Origin of the sequence: Citrobacter sp. C1 (assembly GCF_014596895.2) — a bacterium.
Classification (GTDB): domain Bacteria; phylum Pseudomonadota; class Gammaproteobacteria; order Enterobacterales; family Enterobacteriaceae; genus Citrobacter; species Citrobacter gillenii.
Genome location: NZ_CP115036.1, coordinates 30,131 through 46,956, shown reverse-complemented (window position 1 = coordinate 46,956; position 16,826 = coordinate 30,131). Strand labels below are relative to the sequence as shown.

The window sequence follows — 16,826 nt, the reverse complement described above, 5'->3', positions numbered from 1 at the left end:
GAACCTCCATTGAATCGAACTAATATTTTTTTTGGTGAATCGCATTCTGACTGGTTGCCTGTCAGAGGCGGAGAATCTGGTGATTTTGTTTTTCGACGTGGTGACGGGCATGCCTTCGCGAAAATCGCACCTGCTTCCCGCCGCGGTGAGCTCGCTGGAGAGCGTGACCGCCTCATTTGGCTCAAAGGTCGAGGTGTGGCTTGCCCCGAGGTGATCAACTGGCAGGAGGAACAGGAGGGTGCATGCTTGGTGATAACGGCAATTCCGGGAGTACCGGCGGCTGATCTGTCTGGAGCGGATTTGCTCAAAGCGTGGCCGTCAATGGGGCAGCAACTTGGCGCTGTTCACAGCCTATCGGTTGATCAATGTCCGTTTGAGCGCAGGCTGTCGCGAATGTTCGGACGCGCCGTTGATGTGGTGTCCCGCAATGCCGTCAATCCCGACTTCTTACCGGACGAGGACAAGAGTACGCCGCAGCTCGATCTTTTGGCTCGTGTCGAACGAGAGCTACCGGTGCGGCTCGACCAAGAGCGCACCGATATGGTTGTTTGCCATGGTGATCCCTGCATGCCGAACTTCATGGTGGACCCTAAAACTCTTCAATGCACGGGTCTGATCGACCTTGGGCGGCTCGGAACAGCAGATCGCTATGCCGATTTGGCACTCATGATTGCTAACGCCGAAGAGAACTGGGCAGCGCCAGATGAAGCAGAGCGCGCCTTCGCTGTCCTATTCAATGTATTGGGGATCGAAGCCCCCGACCGCGAACGCCTTGCCTTCTATCTGCGATTGGACCCTCTGACTTGGGGTTGATGTTCATGCCGCCTGTTTTTCCTGCTCATTGGCACGTTTCGCAACCTGTTCTCATTGCGGACACCTTTTCCAGCCTCGTTTGGAAAGTTTCATTGCCAGACGGGACTCCTGCAATCGTCAAGGGATTGAAACCTATAGAAGACATTGCTGATGAACTGCGCGGGGCCGACTATCTGGTATGGCGCAATGGGAGGGGAGCAGTCCGGTTGCTCGGTCGTGAGAACAATCTGATGTTGCTCGAATATGCCGGGGAGCGAATGCTCTCTCACATCGTTGCCGAGCACGGCGACTACCAGGCGACCGAAATTGCAGCGGAACTAATGGCGAAGCTGTATGCCGCATCTGAGGAACCCCTGCCTTCTGCCCTTCTCCCGATCCGGGATCGCTTTGCAGCTTTGTTTCAGCGGGCGCGCGATGATCAAAACGCAGGTTGTCAAACTGACTACGTCCACGCGGCGATTATAGCCGATCAAATGATGAGCAATGCCTCGGAACTGCGTGGGCTACATGGCGATCTGCATCATGAAAACATCATGTTCTCCAGTCGCGGCTGGCTGGTGATAGATCCCGTCGGTCTGGTCGGTGAAGTGGGCTTTGGCGCCGCCAATATGTTCTACGATCCGGCTGACAGAGACGACCTTTGTCTCGATCCTAGACGCATTGCACAGATGGCGGACGCATTCTCTCGTGCGCTGGACGTCGATCCGCGTCGCCTGCTCGACCAGGCGTACGCTTATGGGTGCCTTTCCGCAGCTTGGAACGCGGATGGAGAAGAGGAGCAACGCGATCTAGCTATCGCGGCCGCGATCAAGCAGGTGCGACAGACGTCATACTAGATATCAAGCGACTTCTCCTATCCCCTGGGAACACATCAATCTTACCGGAGAATATCGTTGGCCAAAGCCTTAGCGTAGGATTTCGCCCTCTCCCGCAAACGACCCCATGTGGGCGGTAAAATCAGCTATGTCCGTATTCCCTCACCTGAAGACTTCTGGTGATGAAAATGGCATCCCCACCCGGAAACTGGAAAACCCGCTATAAAGCCAGTGATCTTGCAGACCATCAAAGATTAGAAATGACCTGCAAGAAATGTAACCGCCTTGTTTATATCAATAAGGCAATGATCAGCTCAATTCGAGGACACGAGCAATTATATTTGGACGAAGTTGAACGACGCGCACGCTGCAAAGCTCAAAATTGCCGTGGCACCATGCGCATGGCAATGGTGCGTCTTGATGAACTCAGCGGTTTTATTGGCGGGATTGCTTGATCTCCCGCCAAGATTTTAAGATCGCAATAAACTGGCTGACTGGCGCAATAATGGTATAGCAATAAGATAAAGGCTTGCTGCGACGAGCCAAACCCAACCATCCCACTGCCCCGCGGTTAAGCCATAAAGCGTCGTAAATCCGACCGGCCCGATAATCGAGGTTATATTCGTCAACCCCGTTAAAGTTCCCTGTAAAGCACCTTGTTTTTCATCGCAAACAAGACCTGAAATAATGGCCTGCAAAGCAGGCATACCAATGCCGCCTGTGGCCAGCATAAAAATTGCCGGCAGAACCATCCAGCTTTGCGTGATAAAAGCCAGCAATAAAAACCCGCACATATCAGCGCCCATTCCAAGCAGCAACACACCGCGGTCACCCAGTCGCTTTGAAAGAGTGCCGGTTAAAACAGCTTGTACGAATGTATGTGCTGCACCAAAAACGGCCAGCGACACACCTGCTGTGCCAATATCCCAATTCAAGCGCTGTTCGCCATAAATCACCCACAAAGCGGCGGGCGCCTGCCCAATCAGCTGCATAAGAAAAAACAACGCAAAAAAGCTGGCAAGTCCCTGAACTGCAAAATTGAAGCGAAAGCCTTCAAACAAATTGATTTTGGCTGGCTGTCCTTCAGGCGGTTGTGACGGCGTTTTGGGCAACAAGAAAGCCACCAAACAAAAGGCAATTGCATTGAGAAGAGCCCCTGCCACAAAGGGCGCATGCACAGATATATCACCAAGAACACCGCCAATAGCAGGCCCTGCAATCATACCTGCACCAAAACACGCCCCCATAAAACCAAACCAACGCGCACGTTCTTCCTGTTTAGTTGTATCAGCGATAATTGATGCCGCGATTGCACCAGTTGCTCCGGTAACACCTGAGATAATCCGGCCGATATAAAGCACCCATAAAACAGGCGCTGCCGCCATTATGCTATAATCAATCGTGGCACCTAAAAATGAAACCAGCAAAATAATCCGCCGTCCATAGCGGTCAGATAACCGCCCTAAAACGGGCGCGCAAAAGACCTGCATAAACGCATAAAGCGATAAAAAAACACCATAGTGAAATGCTGTTTGCTCTGCCGGTACAAATTCATTTAATAAAGCCGGAACCACCGGCATGATTAATCCCAAACCAATCGCATCAAGCGCGACAACAATGAGTGCGGTTATAAGTGATTTTGACATAGATGTGACTTTTATTTATCATTGATAAGTTGGCGATAAAAAACTTTATCAACGATAAATTGTCAAGAGGTAATGCAATAAAATGACCAAATTGGATCGTGAGACCGTTATGAAGTGGCTATAGTTCCCCAGACACACAGACGCAGGTAAGATCACCTGCCCAGAGAAGGTGTGTGTCATGAGTCAGAAGAAAGCCTATACAGCTGAGTTTAAAGAAGCCGCGGTCAAGCTGGCGGTGGAGTCCGAGCAATCCGTCAACCAGACCGCCAGGGAGCTGGAGGTTAACGTCAATACGTTACATACCTGGATCGCCAAGTACCACCGCCAGCAGAGCACCAAGGGCGATGGTAAAGTGGATGAGCAGCACCTCTATGATGAGTTGAAGCAGCTCCGCCGAGAGAACGCCCGACTCAAGGAAGAGCGAGAGCTGTTAAAAAAGGCGGCCGCCTTCTTCGCCAAAGAATCTCGCTAAGGTATGCCTTCATCGACGCCAATCAGGGTAAGTTCAGCACTGCCCTGATGTGCCGCGTGTTTGAAGTGTCTCGTAGTGGCTATTATGAGTGGCGGTCCAGGCCGCCCAGCCCGCGAAAACAGCAGGATAAAGCGTTGAAGGCGAAGATCCGTAAACACCACGAAGAAGGCCGGGCAACCTATGGAACGCGGCGTATTCAGAAGAAGCTGACGGGAGACGATGAAGCCGTCAGTCGCCATCGGATTGCCCGACTGATGAAAGAGGAAGGGCTGGCATGCAAGACGCGGCGGAAGTTCAAGGCCACCACCAACTCGAAGCATGACAAGCCGGTCGCGCCGAACCTTCTGGCGCGACACTTCTCGGCAGAAAAGCCGGATCAGGCCTATGTGGGGGATATCACTTATATCCCGACACGGGAGGGATGGCTCTATCTGGCGGTCTTTATCGACCTCTGCTCACGGGCGGTGGTGGGCTGGTCGATGGGTAGCCGAATGCCGGCGTCTCTGGTGAGCGATGCGCTGAGCATGGCGATCTGGAAACGCAGGCCAGCTGCCGGGTTACTGGTTCATAGCGACCGAGGCAGTCAGTATGCTTCAGATAGCTTCCAGCGCTTGCTCAAGCAGCATGACTTCCAATGCAGCATGAGCCGGAAGGGAAACTGTTGGGATAACGCCCCATCGGAGAGTTTCTTCCACACGCTGAAGACCGAGCTGATCTATCACGAAGACTTTACGACGCGGGAAGAAGCGAAGCAGGCCATCTTCGAGTATATCGAAGTGTTTTATAACCGGGTGCGGCTGCACTCCAGCAATGACTACATGAGTCCGTTGGACTATGAATCAGAGCTGCGAGCAGTTGCTTGAGAATGTGTCCGGAAAACTGTTGCCAGATCATAATTCAGGCTGCACTTGAACTTCTCAACGAAGTCGGTGTTGACAATTTAACAACGCGAAAATTGGCCGAGCGCCTGAAGGTGCAGCAACCTGCTCTTTATTGGCATTTTCGCAATAAGCGCGCCCTGCTTGATGCCTTATCTGAAGCCATGTTAGAAAAAAATCACACCCGCACCGTGCCTCAGACAGGAGAAGACTGGCGTGTCTTTTTAAAAGAAAATGCACTCAGCTTTCGTAGCGCACTGCTTTCTTATCGTGATGGCGCACGCATTCATGCGGGCACACGCCCAACCAGTGCGCAATATGAGCGCGTGGAAAAACAGATCAGATTTTTATGTGAGAGCGGATTTGAACAGCCCGATGCCGTACGGGCATTAGTGATTGTCAGTCATTATACGACGGGCTCTGTCAGTGAGCAGCAAGCAGCCCTCGAAGATAGTTCTGAACGCAAACAAGCCTCAAAAGAAGCCCCTGCACAGCCATCACAGTTTCTATCTCATGCCTTTGATACATTCGATGCGGAAGGTGCCGATTTTGCCTTTGAATATGGATTGGATGCTTTAATTTCCGGTCTGGAAATGAAGAAAGCCACAAAATAACTTAGCAGATGCAACATAAAAAAGCCCCGCAAAGCGAGGCTTTTAAAATGATTAACTTAAAGATTATGCTTTTGGTGCAGCTTTTGGTTTGCGTGTTGAATAGACGACAAAGAACCCTGCAACCAAACCATAACCAAGCCATTTAAATGGCAGTATATCCGCATCTTCGCTGCGGATTGCACGTACCGCAACCGTGCCCGGACGTGTTTCCACACCCGCTTTACCACTGCTTTGAGCCGCTTCAATCTGATCAGGTGAGACGACCCATTCACGGCCTGTATATTTATCATAGGCCATAAAACCAAAGCCCACGATGAGTGCGGTGATTGCGCCTGCAATCAAACGAATGCGCATATTCATATCAAATTTCCATTATTTAATCTTGTTCAGCTTTTAAGCTGACAACAGCAAAAACATCAATTAGCAAAGCCGATCACTTATTATTATCTAATTCAAAATCACAAAATGGGGTCGTTTGCGGGAGGGGGCGGAATCCTACGCTAAGGCTTTGGCCAGCGATATTCTCCGGTGAGATTGATGTGTTCCCATCCGAGCGGCGAAACATGGGCCAAGAGATCGGGCGATAGCAGCTTTCCATCGCGTTTCTGGTTTGCAACGACCTCGCCGAGCTTCATGGTGTTCCAGAAGATGATGATGGCGGCGAGCAGATTCATGCCGGCGATGCGGTAATGCTGGCCTTCGGCGGAACGGTCGCGGATTTCACCGCGGCGGTGGAAGCTGATTGCCCGCTTCAGCGCATGATGAGCTTCGCCTTTGTTGAGCCCGATCTGGGCACGCCGTTGGAGTTCGGCATCCAGAATCCAGTCGATCATGAACAGGGTGCGCTCGACGCGACCGACTTCCCGCAGGGCTGTCGCGAGCTCGTTCTGCCGCGGATAGGAGGCGAGTTTCCGCAGAATCTGGCTTGGCGCGACGGTCCCGGCAGCAATGGTGGCGGCGATGCGCAGGATGTCGGGCCAATTGCGCTCGATCATGGCTTGGTTGACCTTTCCGCCGATCAACGCTCGCAGGTGCGCCGGGGCGGCCGACGGATTGAACGCGTAGAGCCGTTTGGATGGCAGGTCGCGGATGCGCGGAGCGAACCGGTAGCCGAGAATGGCACATGCGGCAAAGACGTGATCGGTGAAGCCGCCCGTGTCGGTGAACTGCTCGCGGATATGGCGTCCAGCATCGTTCATCAGCAGGCCATCGAGGATGTAAGGCGCTTCGCTTGCCGTTGCAGGAATCACCTGGGTTGCGAACGGCGCATATTGGTCGGAGACGTGGCTATAGGCTTTCAGGCCCGGGGTATTGCCATATTTCGCGTTGACCAGGTTCATGGCCTCACCTTGCTCTGTAGCGACGAAGAACTGTCCGTCGCTCGAAGCCGACGTGCCCATGCCCCAGAACCGGGCCATGGGTAACGCTGCCTGTGCCTCGACCACCATGGCCAGCGCCCGGTCATAGGCTTCGCCCTCGACATGCCACCGTCCAATGCGGATCAATTCCCAGAAGGTGTGGGTGTTTGTCGCATCCGCCATTTTGCGCAAGCCGAGGTTGATCCCTTCCGCCAAGATAACGTTCATTAGCCCGATCCGGTCAGCGCAGGGTGCTCCTGTGCGCAGATGGGTGAACGCTTCGGTGAAGCCGGTCGCCGCATCCACCTCCAGCAGGAGATCGGTGATGCGCGTGGGCGGGATCTGCTTGTAGAGATCGAGCACCAGATCTTCGGCGCCTGTCGGCGCGGCGGCTTCGAGTTTCTCGATATGCAGAACGCCGTTTTCAATCGACCCGCCCGGGATCGTGCCTGCGCGAGCGGCACGGCCAAGCTCGCGCAACCGCATGTCGAGGCGAGCTTGCCGGTCTGCCAGCCATTCCTCCGGCCGCAATGGCACAGCGAGACGACCGCCTTCCGCGATGGATTGTGCCGGAACGAGTGCGTGTTTCAGATCGCCATAGCGCCGGGACCTAGTAAGCCAGACATCTCCGGAGCGGAACGCATCGCGCAGATGGGGGTCAGTTTGGATATAGAGAATTATTGTACGGTAAGCCTGTTTTTTGAACAGGCTTACCTATAGCAGTTGGGTGTACTCCCGCGCTATACGGGGATTTTAAGGGGATATGCCCTAATCTGATAACCTAAATGCGATACGCCATAAGCGACAACTTAAAAGCGATAAGAGCTGGCGCTAAATCAAACCCTTGCGTAGCTCAATTGGTTAAATAATGCGCTTAACGTACAAAAATTTCCGTTCTCCAAACTGACCCCAGAGACAGCGTTCGTGCTACCTGGGACTAAAGGTTAGAACTATGTGATTACGTTACTGCGTTAGCGTCGGGTTGTGACTGATCTGCTTACAACTTAATAGCTGCAATCTTTCTGCAATATAGCTGCAAGATTGCGGTTTTGTATTCTAACACACCACGCCTTCGTGACTGAATTTTTCATCAGTTCCGTACTGTCTGGATTGCTTCTATAATGCTTCAATCAAGTAGCAATCTTGCAGCATGATTTTTTATGTTGCAATCTGGCTGCAAGATGCTAGATTGATGCTCAGATATTGACCTCTGCTGTGGAGGTCCTAAATCAAGTATGCTGCAATCTTGCAGCAATACCGGAGGGCTTTATGGCCTGGATAGTTGGATTTATATCGCAGAAAGGCGGGATTGGTAAAAGCACAAAGGCCAGAGCACTGGCCCGGGAAGCTACCAACAGCGGTATTAAAACTAAGCTCGCAGACTTAGACCTTGAGCAGGCAACCAGTTCGGACTGGCATCGCCGTCGTCTGGCTGCCGGCTTACCTCCTGCTGCTTCAGTTGAGTTGTTTGGGACAGCAAAGCAGGCTATCGAGTCAGCAGGTGATGTCGACCTTCTGATCCTTGATGGGCCCGCACGAGCAAGTAAGGGAACCCTGGAAATTGCTAAAGTCGCTGATCTCGTTGTTCAACCGACAGGGGCTTCGCTCGATGATTTAATACCTGCAATTAAGGTTTTCAATGCTCTCGTTAAAGATGGCATCCCTCGCTCCAAGTTAGTCTTTTCGTTAAGCCGTGTTGGCACCGAGGCAGAAGAGGCTGAAGCCAGGGCATATATAAGTGAAGCTGGCTATGAAACATTAGCCGGTTGTTTGTATGAATTTCCTGCCTATCGGCAGGCCATGAATGCGGGTTTAGCTGTGACGGAAACGCGTTATAAGCGGCTTAAACAAAATGCCGATGAAGTTATACAGTCGCTTATAGACAAGATTGGAGAATAGTAATGGCTGATGCATCTAAGCTAAAAAATAGGACGCGCAAAAATTTGGGGAATCCTCCGGGGCCTGAAGAAGTCGCAACCAGCCTTAATTCACCGGAAGTGGCTCCTGTCGCTGCTGTCGTTCCTGATGCTGCTGAGCAAACTGCACCCGTACCACCGGCTTCTTCTGTACCTGAAACAACGACACCGGCGACGACTCAGGTGATCAATTCCGCGCCGTACACCCGTCGTGATGGCCGTTCAGCTAGAAAAACATATCGTATTATTCCTTTTGCGACCAGGGTAACCCCTGAATTTGATAATGAAATTCGTGACATTGCAGAGCGCGAAGGTATCAAACTGGTCGAAGTTCTTGAGAACGCGCTTATCGCTTATAAGGCACAGAAGGGGTATTAATCCGGATAGCAGCATGATTGCTGCTATCTTTTTAATTATAGAATATTGCTGCAATATTGCAGCAATCATAACGCAATCTAGAGTTTTGATTGCTGCTATCTGAAAGCTATCTTTATGCTAGATTGCTGCTATGAAAATGCGTTATGATACTCAAAATGAGTATCACTGGATGTGCGGCAAATGCTCAGATTGAGTATTAACACTCGGTTTGAGGGCCTTCCGCTCGCACCGGAATGACATGGGCTAGGTATAAATACTCAATTTGAGTATCAATGGAGATAGTATGAATATTGCTTGTGATGATGGCTCTACCACAGTAAAGCTCGCATGGTTCGCAGATAAAGGTAAATTGAAGACAGGTTTGTCTTCCAACTCATTCCGTCAGGGCTGGAAAGTAGAAGGGATGGGCGCACGCCAGACCTTTAACTATGAACTGGAAGGCAAAAAGTACACTTATGATGAGGTCAGTAACGAATCTATCCTGACTACTCATATTGAGTATCAGTATACCGATGTGAATGTCCTCGCTGTGCATCATGGTCTTCTGAACAGCGGATTAAAACCGCAGCCGGTATCTTTAACAGTGACCTTGCCTATCAGCGAGTTCTATACAAAAGAGTGCCAGAAAAATGAGCTGAACATTCAGCGTAAAATTGACAACCTGATGCGACCAGTAAAACTCAACAAGGGCGAAGTGTTTACCATTGAACATGTTGAAGTCATGCCTGAGTCCCTGCCTGCCGTTTTTGCTCAACTGGTAAAAGATAATGTAGGGCCCTTTGAAAAATCCCTTGTGATTGATCTGGGGGGCACCAGTCTTGATGTTGGTCTTATCGTTGGTCAGTTTGACTCAGTCAGCGCAATTCACGGAAATGCAGAAATTGGTGTATCTATGGTGACAAGTGCAGCACTCACTGCGCTGAAAATGGCCTCCAGTGATACCAGCTCGATGGTTGCTAATGAGTTAATCAAACAGCGTCACGACCCTGATTTTGTACGTCAGGTTGTTAATGATGAAAGCAAAATACCCCTTGTTCTGGATACTATCGAAAGTGCAATCGCCAGTCTGGGTGAACGTGTAGTTGATGACCTTGCCGGATTCCGCCATGTTAACCGGGTTTACATTATTGGCGGTGGTGCACCGTTGATCGAGGGAGCGGTTAAGGCTGCATGGCATCACCTGGGCCAGAAAGTTGTGATGATGGATTCACCACAAACAGCACTTGTGGAAGCTATCGCGGCATTTAAAGGGGAGTAATTCTGTGGGCGATGAGCGGAAGAAGTTTACTGTCTATCTTCATCCGGATCAGACGGCAGACAATATGTCCCTGGACATAATTGAGTCTGTACCGCGGAATGAGAGAGGGGAGTTATACCGGAGGGCATTTATCTCCGGGCTGGCTCTGCATCAGCTTGATCCGCGACTTCCTGGTTTACTTGCTGTGTTGCTGGACAGGGATTTCAGTGCGGACCAGCTGGTCGGGTTACTTAGCCAGACTACGGGGTGGAAACCATCCCGTGCCGACATTCGGGATATTCTCGCTGAAATGGGCACAGGTCAGGCCATACAACCTCCTCAGCCGGAAATTATAGAGGATGAGGAAAAGCAGCGCCTCGAGCTGATGCGGGAAAAAATGAAGAAATTTATCTGAGACTCAGATCGATGCGCAGGGAATATCCGACCAACGGGTCGTGTATGCCGGTGAAAGCATTTCTCTCTTCATCTGCCATTCTTGCGCAATCCCGCGTCCTGCAAACCATACTTTCCCGAGTCCTGAATGGTTAATACCATCCAGGACTTTCATCAGCTGCTCGCTCCGTTCCCGTGGTTGTACTTCATCAAACAAATTCAGTTGCGATACCCCGGTTGGTGTGAAATCGTTCAGCATACAGCCTGCCTTTGCGTAACGATGACCATCCACCCAGATCCTGTCCAGAGCTCTGACGGCAGCGGCAATGATGTCCCGTGTATCCTGCGTGGGGATGAGCAGCTTTTCACTGGCCAGATTACCGTAGTAGGGCTCATTTACGGCAAACGGCGATGTTTTCACAAATACGGCAATATGCCTGCAGAACTGCCGTTCGCCGCGCAGCTTTTCGGCGGCCCGTTCTGCGTGCTGACAGACTGCCTGCCGCATTGCTTCATACGTCGTGACTCGCTCTCCAAATGACCGGCTGCAGACAATTTGCTGTTTGGGCGGCGGTGCTTCCTCCAGTGAAATACAGCTTTCTCCATTGAGTTCCCGGACCGTTCTCTCCAGAACCACATTGAAATTTTTCCTGATGAAAGTCGGATTCGCGCGGGCCAGCTGCAGTGCTGTGGTGATCCCCATTGTGTTCAGTTTCTTTGAGATCTTGCGGCCCACCCCCCAGATTTCGTCCACCGGCTGCAGTGACAGCAGTTTTTCTGTACGGCGGGGATTGCCCGGCGTTAACGCCAGTACGCCGCTAAATTGTGGCGTCGGGAACGGGTTTATTCCGCAGATCAGGGCGAAAGACCTTTTCGCAGCTGGCATAGAACGAATTCACGTCCGCGAGCGCAAACATCAGTCTGTGCTCCGGGTTTTGTGTATAAAAGCCGTCACCACCCCAAAAATCTGCAGTTCTTCCGGATAGAGCGTGGGGTAGGCCGGGTTCATCGGCAGCAGGGCAATGCGGGGCTTCAGCTGCAGGCGTTTAACCGTGAATTCGCCATCAGTTTCCGCGATGACAATATCCCCCTGCTGCGGCTTTTCAGCTTTGTCGACAACCATTAAATCGCCGGAGTGCAGGCCCATGTCTTTCATTGAATCCCCGATAGCCCTGACGAAGAACGTTGCAGCCGGACGCCGGACATCTGCTCCCTCTCTGGTGTTTTCCCTTCCCACAAATTCTCTGGTCACCCCGGCCATTCCTGCCTGCAGCTGGCTGCCACCCGCTGCCAGTGTGCCGCGTCCGGACGGACACGGGACGGGCGTCTTTATCGCTCAGGCCCGGCGTCGTTGTGATTTTACGCCATGCCCTCGCCTTATAAGGCGCGCCCTTCAAGCCGCTTTCGCGGCATATCCTGGCCGTCAAAAGAACTGACGGCTGCGGTATTCCACGGTCGGCGTTGACCCGTTACCGGACGCGACGAACAGGCAGCGTGCGGCAGGGAACGGTATCGCGGTGATGCCTCCTGCCCACCCTGACTGTGTAAGGAGCTTCCCATGCCGAACTGGTGTGCCAACCGACTGATGTTCAGTGGTATTCAAAACAGTGATGCCCTCAAAACGTGGATTGCCGGAGGTGAGTTGTCTCTGCATCGCCGCGCCAGAAAAGAAGGTATCCAGCTTTTCCTGGCAGGCTGCGCGGGGATACTGCGCCCCCTGACAGAGCAACATTACGCGCCATATCCGCAGCTGGTTTCTTACGGGGCGGCCGCAGACAACCGGCCTTCAGCGCAGGCGTACAGCGACTGGCTGGCGATGTTTATGGCCGGAGCTGTGCTGGATGTGGAAATCTGCCAGATGCTGCATCAGTGCTGGCTGGACAGCCATATCGGGCATGCCCGCTGGGCCACCCTCAGTGAACCGGAACAGGTGGTCATCCGGCAGCTGTACCAGCAAAAATCCTGTGACTGGGGGGACAGTTTCCGGCCTGCGCCGGTGGAGGAATGGTGGGACAGCCTGTGTGACGCCGTACCATCTGCCGGGCCGATGGATTTTCGCGACCTGCTGCCGACGCGCCTGGATATTGAAGTGAACGGCTTCAACGGTGACCTGCTGACGGGTGTCCCGTCGTCATATGACCACTATCTGACCCGGTACGGGTGTAAGTGGCCAGTTGGTTATGAGGCAAATATCTGTTTCGCCGGAGAGAACACGCTGACGGTGGATTTTGACACCCCCTGGAGTCCGGTTGGCGAAGACGTTGTGGCTGAACTCAGTCAGCGGTATGGCGGTGAGGTGGAGCACTGGTTTGCGGAGCAGGGCTGTAATTACTGCGGCTATGCAAGGTATGTCAGCGGCGAAACGGACGTGTACATCACTGACGAACTGGAGTGGGGCGAGGCTGACCCGGACGATGAGGACAGTTTCCCGGACGTATCCGGCCCGGAGTGGATTATCAACAACGTGGCGCATTTTGGCGGCTGACCGGAGGCGGGCGGGAAACCGCCCGGAATAACATGGAATTAAATCAGAATACCTGGCTTGTTGGCCTGAGTGTCGATGTCGATAGCACTGAAATGATGGTGTATTACCTGATTTCCGCGACAGGCCTGGCGCAGGCCGAAGCGGGCGTCATAGAAATGGGACGCACCTGGTGGCCATCGCTGCAACGCGAGGATGACCGGCATCGGTGGGAATATGCAGCAGGCGTGGTCTGGTTCAACAGCATCATTCTACTCGATGACGTGGAAAACAGCATCCTGCGCGGGCTGAAGTTCCTCGATGCGTGGACTGTGACCGGTTCAACGGGTACGCCGGTACTGCGTGACGAGTGGGGGAATGACTGGCGGGATATCACCCGCTGACGGAATGCCGTCAGAAGGGAGAGACATACAGGTGATTTCCAGTCACGCAGACGGTGTTAAATCAGCCCGCAGAAAATAACGCGATAAAACTGTCAGTCACACCATTTTTATAAGCTGTGGCAAATAAAAGAATCACTGACACCATTATCAGAATGGACTGTCTCGTCTTTATTTCACTTTTCTTATTCTTTAATTTTACGGCTGTGGTGAGGAGGGGATTTACAGATCCCCGGCGCTGCAGCTTTTTCCCGTTTGCATCGTCCAGAAGTTGCTGAACTCTCAGCTCATTTTCATGTGGCATAATCACATTCGGTACCCTGTGCAAAGAATACTGACATTGTAACCCCTGATTGTTTGTTCCGGTATCCACATATTCCCTTTACTTCCTTCTTTTCTATCACTTTCCGGCTCATCCGTGGAGGGAAAAGGATGTCGCGTTGCTCCGCATCCATGCCGCGCGTGGCGCGGGGATATCCACTGCCCGGAGCCAGTGTGCCGCGTCCGGACGGACACGGGACGGGCGGCTTTTCCGCTCCTGTCCGGCGTCGCTGTGATTTTACGCCATCCAATCGCACTTTAAGGCGCGCCCTTCAAGCCGCTTTCGCGGCATAAGCTCGCCGACGATGGGGACTGTCGGCTCATTATTCCACGGTCGGCGTTGACCCGTTACCGGTCGCGGCGTACAGGCTCCGGGCAGCAGGGAACGGGCGTCATACCGACGCCCTCCTGGGTGCCCCCTGTAACCACGAGGTGTCCCCATGTCCCGTTTTATCCTGGGTAACTGCGTCGATATTATGTCCGGCTTTCCGGATCGCGCCGTTGATTTCATCCTCACCGATCCCCCGTATCTGGTCGGGTTCCGTGACCGTTCCGGCCGCAGTATTGCCGGTGACAAAACCGACGAATGGCTGCAACCCGCCTGTAATGAGATGTACCGCGTCCTGAAAAAAGACGCGCTGATGGTCAGTTTCTACGGCTGGAACCGCGTCGATCGTTTCATGGCCGCGTGGAAAAGTGCCGGATTCTGTGTCGTCGGGCATCTGGTGTTCACCAAAACCTACTCGTCGAAATCGGCCTATGTCGGCTACCGCCATGAATGCGCCTATATCCTGGCGAAAGGCCGTCCGGCGCTGCCGTCGGACCCTTTACCGGACGTCCTGGGCTGGAAATACAGCGGCAACCGTCACCACCCGACCGAAAAACCTGTTACCAGCCTGCAACCGTTGATCGAGAGCTTCACACACCCGAACGCCATTGTTCTCGATCCGTTTGCCGGTTCCGGCTCCACCTGTGTGGCCGCCGTCCAGGCAGGGCGCCGTTATATCGGGATTGAGCTGATGGAGCAGTACCACAAAGCCGGGATTGAGCGCCTGTCAGCCGTCCAGCGCGCCATGCAGCGCCCGGCCGCCAACGACGTCTTTTATCCGGAGGCCGCGTAATGAACTATGCCGGACACGAAAAACTCCGCGCAGACGTGGCGGAACTGGCCAACAACATGAGTGACCTGCGGGACGCGCTGAACGGCATGGAGCACCGTTATCGCTTTGATTCCGACGTGCTGACCGAACGCCTGGCCCGTCAGACGCTTTTCCGCATCAATGCCCTGTTTATGGCGGCGTACAACGAAATGCTTGAGCTGGATACCTGCTTTAAGGACTAAGGAGAAAAACATGTACGGAACCTGTGAAACCCTCTGCCAGTTGCTGAGTGAGCAGTATCCCGCAGAAACCCCGCTGAACCTGATTGTCTGGTCCCCGGCGGATATTGAAGCGCTGGCCGACGGGATGGAGTATGCCGTTTCTGAACAGGACACAAGGGAGGTGCTGGCGCGTCTGGACGCCATACCGGAAGAACAACGGCTTGAGTCGGGTGTGTCTGCCAGTGCGGTGATGGAATTGATTGATCAGGTGAAACAGGCCGTTCCGGCGGTGATGGTGCCGGCTGACCTGCTTGAAACCCTGCTGACGACCGCCGAACAGGCGTTGTGGCACAGGGAATGGACCGCCCGGGATGACAACCACCCGGTGCCGGACAGCGTTGCCCGCCGCCTGGCTGATACGGCGAAAGTGCGCGCCTTACTGAAAAACTGAATTCCCACGCCGCCCCGGCGGCGTGGACTGAATCTGCTCAGAGGAACATAAGATCATGATGTATGGCACCCGTAAGGAACTGAATAAAAAACTGAAACATATGTTTGGCAACGACGAACACGTTGCCCTGCTGGTCTGGACGAAGCAGGACGTGATGGCCCAGGTGGAAAACATGACGGAAAGCGAGGCCGCTGCGATTTTGCAGGAAATCGGCAGCGTGGCCGGGCATACCGAAGAGGGCGTTTCCTTCCGCACGGTCCGGGAGATGTATGCCGGATTACGGGCCGACATCCCGACCATCATCGTGCCCGCCGACCTGCTGGCCCGCCTGACTGACGTCGCGGGGCTGGCGCTGGACGCAGAGGACGCCCGGACCTGGCCGCTTGTTAGCCAGCATTACCCGTCCGTGGCTGATGCCCAGGCCGATATTACGTGGCTCAGGCAGCTCCTGGCTGCCTGATATGACCGACCGCCCCGCCCGTTCTGGCGGGGCGATACTTCCCGTACAGTATACAGAGAGAATAACCATGAATAACGATACCCTGAACGCCCTCATTCTGCGCCACGGTGACAATCTGCTGCGCCGGTCCGGCTGGCCTGACTCAGTTGGTATGACGCCCGTCGCGCCCGAAACCGTACCCGGCTGGCTGTCCGTCTGCGGTGTGCTCAGTGCAGACGAGATCCTGACGCTGACAACTCGTCTGTGCCAGACCCAAAACGCCGGACTGGCGCACCTGCTGACGGCCAGCGCGCAACGGCTGGCTGGCACGCCCGCCCGGCTGCATCTGTACCCGACTCAGACTTATCCCTGGCCCGAAGCCCTGCCTGATTTTACATGTATCAGTCTGCCCTATGCGCAGGAATGGCTGACAAAAGCCGAATGCGACGACCTGCTGGCCTTCCTGAAAGATTTCACTGACCGGGTATGCGAAATCGTTCGTCAGGACGCGAAGCGCATCGCGGCAGCACTGGTGCCATCTGACGCACCACAGCTGATGGAAAAACGTTTCGGAGACTGGCGACTGGTTGCGGACGAATACGAACATGACAACTGGCTGGACAGTGAGGACGGGGAACGGCTGGATCAGGTGCTGGACGGCATACTGGTCCGGGATGCGCGGTTTTGTCCGGTCCTGCTCACCCTGGTGAATGAGTCCCGGGAAGAAATCGAAGCGGCCGGGGTGATGACCGATCTCCTGCGTTTCCCGGGGGAACCGGTGCGCCGCTGGTTTGACCGTCGCGTGTTGCGGGATGTGTTGAACGAAGTCCGTAATACTGACCCGATCGGGGATTAAGTCAGGGAGGGAAGGGGGAAACCCCTTCTTTTTATCTGCCGGTGACTCAGAAGCTG

At 53.7% G+C, this 16,826-nt stretch carries 20 protein-coding genes and 2 pseudogenes; 16 read left to right on the top strand and 6 right to left on the bottom strand.

Annotated features, from left to right (window positions below):
* Positions 1 to 9 precede the first annotated feature (9 nt).
* From aph(3'')-Ib to IB214_RS24375, 3 genes are all read left to right on the top strand, one after another.
* Positions 10 to 813 carry an aminoglycoside O-phosphotransferase APH(3'')-Ib gene (gene aph(3'')-Ib / locus IB214_RS24385; protein WP_001082319.1) on the top strand — a complete coding sequence of 268 codons (804 nt, stop codon included), beginning with the start codon at positions 10 to 12 and terminating at the stop codon, positions 811 to 813.
* Positions 813 to 1,649: an aminoglycoside O-phosphotransferase APH(6)-Id gene (locus IB214_RS24380; protein ID WP_000480968.1), complete on the top strand. Its 837-nt coding sequence runs from the start codon at positions 813 to 815 to the stop codon at positions 1,647 to 1,649. Before aph(3'')-Ib ends, IB214_RS24380 begins: the two co-directional genes overlap by 1 nt.
* Positions 1,650 to 1,810: 161 nt before the next feature.
* Positions 1,811 to 2,083 (top strand): hypothetical protein, encoded by a 273-nt coding sequence (locus IB214_RS24375; RefSeq protein ID WP_208536440.1) that lies wholly within the window; start codon positions 1,811 to 1,813, stop codon positions 2,081 to 2,083.
* Between the two features lie 15 nt (positions 2,084 to 2,098).
* Here IB214_RS24375 and tet(Y) read toward each other — a convergent pair whose 3' ends face one another.
* Complete coding sequence (tet(Y), locus tag IB214_RS24370) at positions 2,099 to 3,274, bottom strand: tetracycline efflux MFS transporter Tet(Y) (RefSeq protein ID WP_011931119.1); 1,176 nt, start codon at positions 3,272 to 3,274, stop codon at positions 2,099 to 2,101.
* Positions 3,275 to 3,452: 178 nt separating this feature from the next.
* On the opposite strand from tet(Y), the gene IB214_RS24365 reads away from it, so the two are divergent.
* Both IB214_RS24365 and tetR(Y) read left to right on the top strand, forming a co-directional pair.
* A protein-coding gene (locus IB214_RS24365) for an IS3 family transposase (protein WP_117343932.1) occupies positions 3,453 to 4,609 on the top strand; the annotation gives its coding sequence in 2 pieces (ribosomal slippage) (positions 3,453 to 3,720 and positions 3,720 to 4,609; 1,158 coding nt in all).
* A 2-nt stretch (positions 4,610 to 4,611) separates the two neighbouring features.
* The gene (gene tetR(Y) / locus IB214_RS24360; protein WP_117343931.1) at positions 4,612 to 5,238 is read left to right on the top strand and encodes a tetracycline resistance transcriptional repressor TetR(Y); all 627 of its coding nucleotides are present in this window, start codon (positions 4,612 to 4,614) and stop codon (positions 5,236 to 5,238) included.
* A 63-nt stretch (positions 5,239 to 5,301) separates the two neighbouring features.
* Here tetR(Y) and IB214_RS24355 read toward each other — a convergent pair whose 3' ends face one another.
* Positions 5,302 to 5,598 carry a hypothetical protein gene (locus IB214_RS24355; RefSeq protein ID WP_044501921.1) on the bottom strand — a complete coding sequence of 99 codons (297 nt, stop codon included), beginning with the start codon at positions 5,596 to 5,598 and terminating at the stop codon, positions 5,302 to 5,304.
* A 140-nt stretch (positions 5,599 to 5,738) separates the two neighbouring features.
* A pseudogene (locus IB214_RS24350) lies at positions 5,739 to 7,250 on the bottom strand (Tn3 family transposase); the annotation flags it as partial.
* A 615-nt stretch (positions 7,251 to 7,865) separates the two neighbouring features.
* Between IB214_RS24350 and IB214_RS24345 the strand changes: the two are divergent.
* From IB214_RS24345 to IB214_RS24330, 4 genes are all read left to right on the top strand, one after another.
* Positions 7,866 to 8,495: a ParA family protein gene (locus IB214_RS24345; protein WP_042313791.1), complete on the top strand. Its 630-nt coding sequence runs from the start codon at positions 7,866 to 7,868 to the stop codon at positions 8,493 to 8,495.
* A gap of 2 nt (positions 8,496 to 8,497) precedes the next feature.
* On the top strand, positions 8,498 to 8,890 hold the full coding sequence (locus IB214_RS24340; RefSeq protein WP_117343930.1) for a hypothetical protein: 393 nt from the start codon (positions 8,498 to 8,500) through the stop codon (positions 8,888 to 8,890).
* A 283-nt stretch (positions 8,891 to 9,173) separates the two neighbouring features.
* Positions 9,174 to 10,148 carry a plasmid segregation protein ParM domain-containing protein gene (gene parM, locus IB214_RS24335; protein WP_097361874.1) on the top strand — a complete coding sequence of 325 codons (975 nt, stop codon included), beginning with the start codon at positions 9,174 to 9,176 and terminating at the stop codon, positions 10,146 to 10,148.
* Between the two features lie 4 nt (positions 10,149 to 10,152).
* Entirely contained in the window at positions 10,153 to 10,542 is a 390-nt protein-coding gene (locus IB214_RS24330; RefSeq protein WP_117343929.1) for a plasmid partitioning/stability family protein, read from the top strand.
* Positions 10,543 to 10,545: 3 nt separating this feature from the next.
* On the opposite strand, the pseudogene umuC reads toward IB214_RS24330, so the two are convergent.
* Positions 10,546 to 11,346 (bottom strand): annotated as a pseudogene (umuC, locus tag IB214_RS24325) (translesion error-prone DNA polymerase V subunit UmuC); the annotation flags it as partial.
* Between the two features lie 90 nt (positions 11,347 to 11,436).
* Positions 11,437 to 11,781: a S24 family peptidase gene (locus IB214_RS24320; RefSeq protein WP_223240391.1), complete on the bottom strand. Its 345-nt coding sequence runs from the start codon at positions 11,779 to 11,781 to the stop codon at positions 11,437 to 11,439.
* A 297-nt stretch (positions 11,782 to 12,078) separates the two neighbouring features.
* Between IB214_RS24320 and IB214_RS24315 the strand changes: the two genes are divergently transcribed.
* A complete protein-coding gene (locus tag IB214_RS24315; protein WP_117343928.1) occupies positions 12,079 to 13,005 on the top strand; it encodes a DUF1281 domain-containing protein in 927 nt (308 codons plus the stop codon).
* A 32-nt stretch (positions 13,006 to 13,037) separates the two neighbouring features.
* On the top strand, positions 13,038 to 13,385 hold the full coding sequence (locus IB214_RS24310; protein ID WP_117343927.1) for a hypothetical protein: 348 nt from the start codon (positions 13,038 to 13,040) through the stop codon (positions 13,383 to 13,385).
* A 61-nt stretch (positions 13,386 to 13,446) separates the two neighbouring features.
* On the opposite strand, the gene IB214_RS24305 is transcribed toward IB214_RS24310, so the two are convergent.
* Positions 13,447 to 13,755 carry a hypothetical protein gene (locus tag IB214_RS24305; RefSeq protein WP_135953091.1) on the bottom strand — a complete coding sequence of 103 codons (309 nt, stop codon included), beginning with the start codon at positions 13,753 to 13,755 and terminating at the stop codon, positions 13,447 to 13,449.
* A 388-nt stretch (positions 13,756 to 14,143) separates the two neighbouring features.
* Between IB214_RS24305 and IB214_RS24300 the strand changes: the two genes are divergently transcribed.
* The 5 genes from IB214_RS24300 (at position 14,144) to IB214_RS24280 (ending at position 16,770) form a co-directional block, all read left to right on the top strand.
* Positions 14,144 to 14,824 (top strand): DNA methylase, encoded by a 681-nt coding sequence (locus IB214_RS24300; protein ID WP_117343925.1) that lies wholly within the window; start codon positions 14,144 to 14,146, stop codon positions 14,822 to 14,824.
* Positions 14,824 to 15,045 carry a hypothetical protein gene (locus tag IB214_RS24295; protein WP_049040206.1) on the top strand — a complete coding sequence of 74 codons (222 nt, stop codon included), beginning with the start codon at positions 14,824 to 14,826 and terminating at the stop codon, positions 15,043 to 15,045. The genes IB214_RS24300 and IB214_RS24295 overlap by 1 nt, the downstream gene beginning before the upstream one ends.
* A gap of 10 nt (positions 15,046 to 15,055) precedes the next feature.
* Positions 15,056 to 15,475 carry a DUF1380 family protein gene (locus IB214_RS24290; RefSeq protein ID WP_049040207.1) on the top strand — a complete coding sequence of 140 codons (420 nt, stop codon included), beginning with the start codon at positions 15,056 to 15,058 and terminating at the stop codon, positions 15,473 to 15,475.
* Positions 15,476 to 15,530: 55 nt separating this feature from the next.
* Positions 15,531 to 15,935, top strand: coding sequence for a DUF1380 family protein (locus IB214_RS24285; protein WP_117343924.1), 405 nt, complete (start codon positions 15,531 to 15,533; stop codon positions 15,933 to 15,935).
* 67 nt (positions 15,936 to 16,002) lie between these two features.
* Positions 16,003 to 16,770: a hypothetical protein gene (locus IB214_RS24280; RefSeq protein ID WP_117343923.1), complete on the top strand. Its 768-nt coding sequence runs from the start codon at positions 16,003 to 16,005 to the stop codon at positions 16,768 to 16,770.
* Positions 16,771 to 16,826: the final 56 nt, after the last annotated feature.

What these genes read in the sequence shown, in the direction of transcription:
- IB214_RS24310 (WP_117343927.1), top strand. Translation starts at nt 13,038, where the DNA reads ATGGAATTAAATCAGAATACCTGGCTTGTTGGCCTGAGTGTCGATGTC.
- IB214_RS24345 (WP_042313791.1), top strand. Translation starts at nt 7,866, where the DNA reads ATGGCCTGGATAGTTGGATTTATATCGCAGAAAGGCGGGATTGGTAAA.
- IB214_RS24380 (WP_000480968.1), top strand. Translation starts at nt 813, where the DNA reads ATGTTCATGCCGCCTGTTTTTCCTGCTCATTGGCACGTTTCGCAACCT.
- IB214_RS24340 (WP_117343930.1), top strand. Translation starts at nt 8,498, where the DNA reads ATGGCTGATGCATCTAAGCTAAAAAATAGGACGCGCAAAAATTTGGGG.
- IB214_RS24320 (WP_223240391.1), bottom strand. Translation starts at nt 11,781, where the DNA reads ATGGCCGGGGTGACCAGAGAATTTGTGGGAAGGGAAAACACCAGAGAG.
- IB214_RS24300 (WP_117343925.1), top strand. Translation starts at nt 14,144, where the DNA reads ATGTCCCGTTTTATCCTGGGTAACTGCGTCGATATTATGTCCGGCTTT.
- parM (WP_097361874.1), top strand. Translation starts at nt 9,174, where the DNA reads ATGAATATTGCTTGTGATGATGGCTCTACCACAGTAAAGCTCGCATGG.
- IB214_RS24315 (WP_117343928.1), top strand. Translation starts at nt 12,079, where the DNA reads ATGCCGAACTGGTGTGCCAACCGACTGATGTTCAGTGGTATTCAAAAC.
- IB214_RS24290 (WP_049040207.1), top strand. Translation starts at nt 15,056, where the DNA reads ATGTACGGAACCTGTGAAACCCTCTGCCAGTTGCTGAGTGAGCAGTAT.
- IB214_RS24355 (WP_044501921.1), bottom strand. Translation starts at nt 5,598, where the DNA reads ATGAATATGCGCATTCGTTTGATTGCAGGCGCAATCACCGCACTCATC.
- IB214_RS24285 (WP_117343924.1), top strand. Translation starts at nt 15,531, where the DNA reads ATGATGTATGGCACCCGTAAGGAACTGAATAAAAAACTGAAACATATG.
- IB214_RS24375 (WP_208536440.1), top strand. Translation starts at nt 1,811, where the DNA reads ATGAAAATGGCATCCCCACCCGGAAACTGGAAAACCCGCTATAAAGCC.
- IB214_RS24280 (WP_117343923.1), top strand. Translation starts at nt 16,003, where the DNA reads ATGAATAACGATACCCTGAACGCCCTCATTCTGCGCCACGGTGACAAT.
- IB214_RS24295 (WP_049040206.1), top strand. Translation starts at nt 14,824, where the DNA reads ATGAACTATGCCGGACACGAAAAACTCCGCGCAGACGTGGCGGAACTG.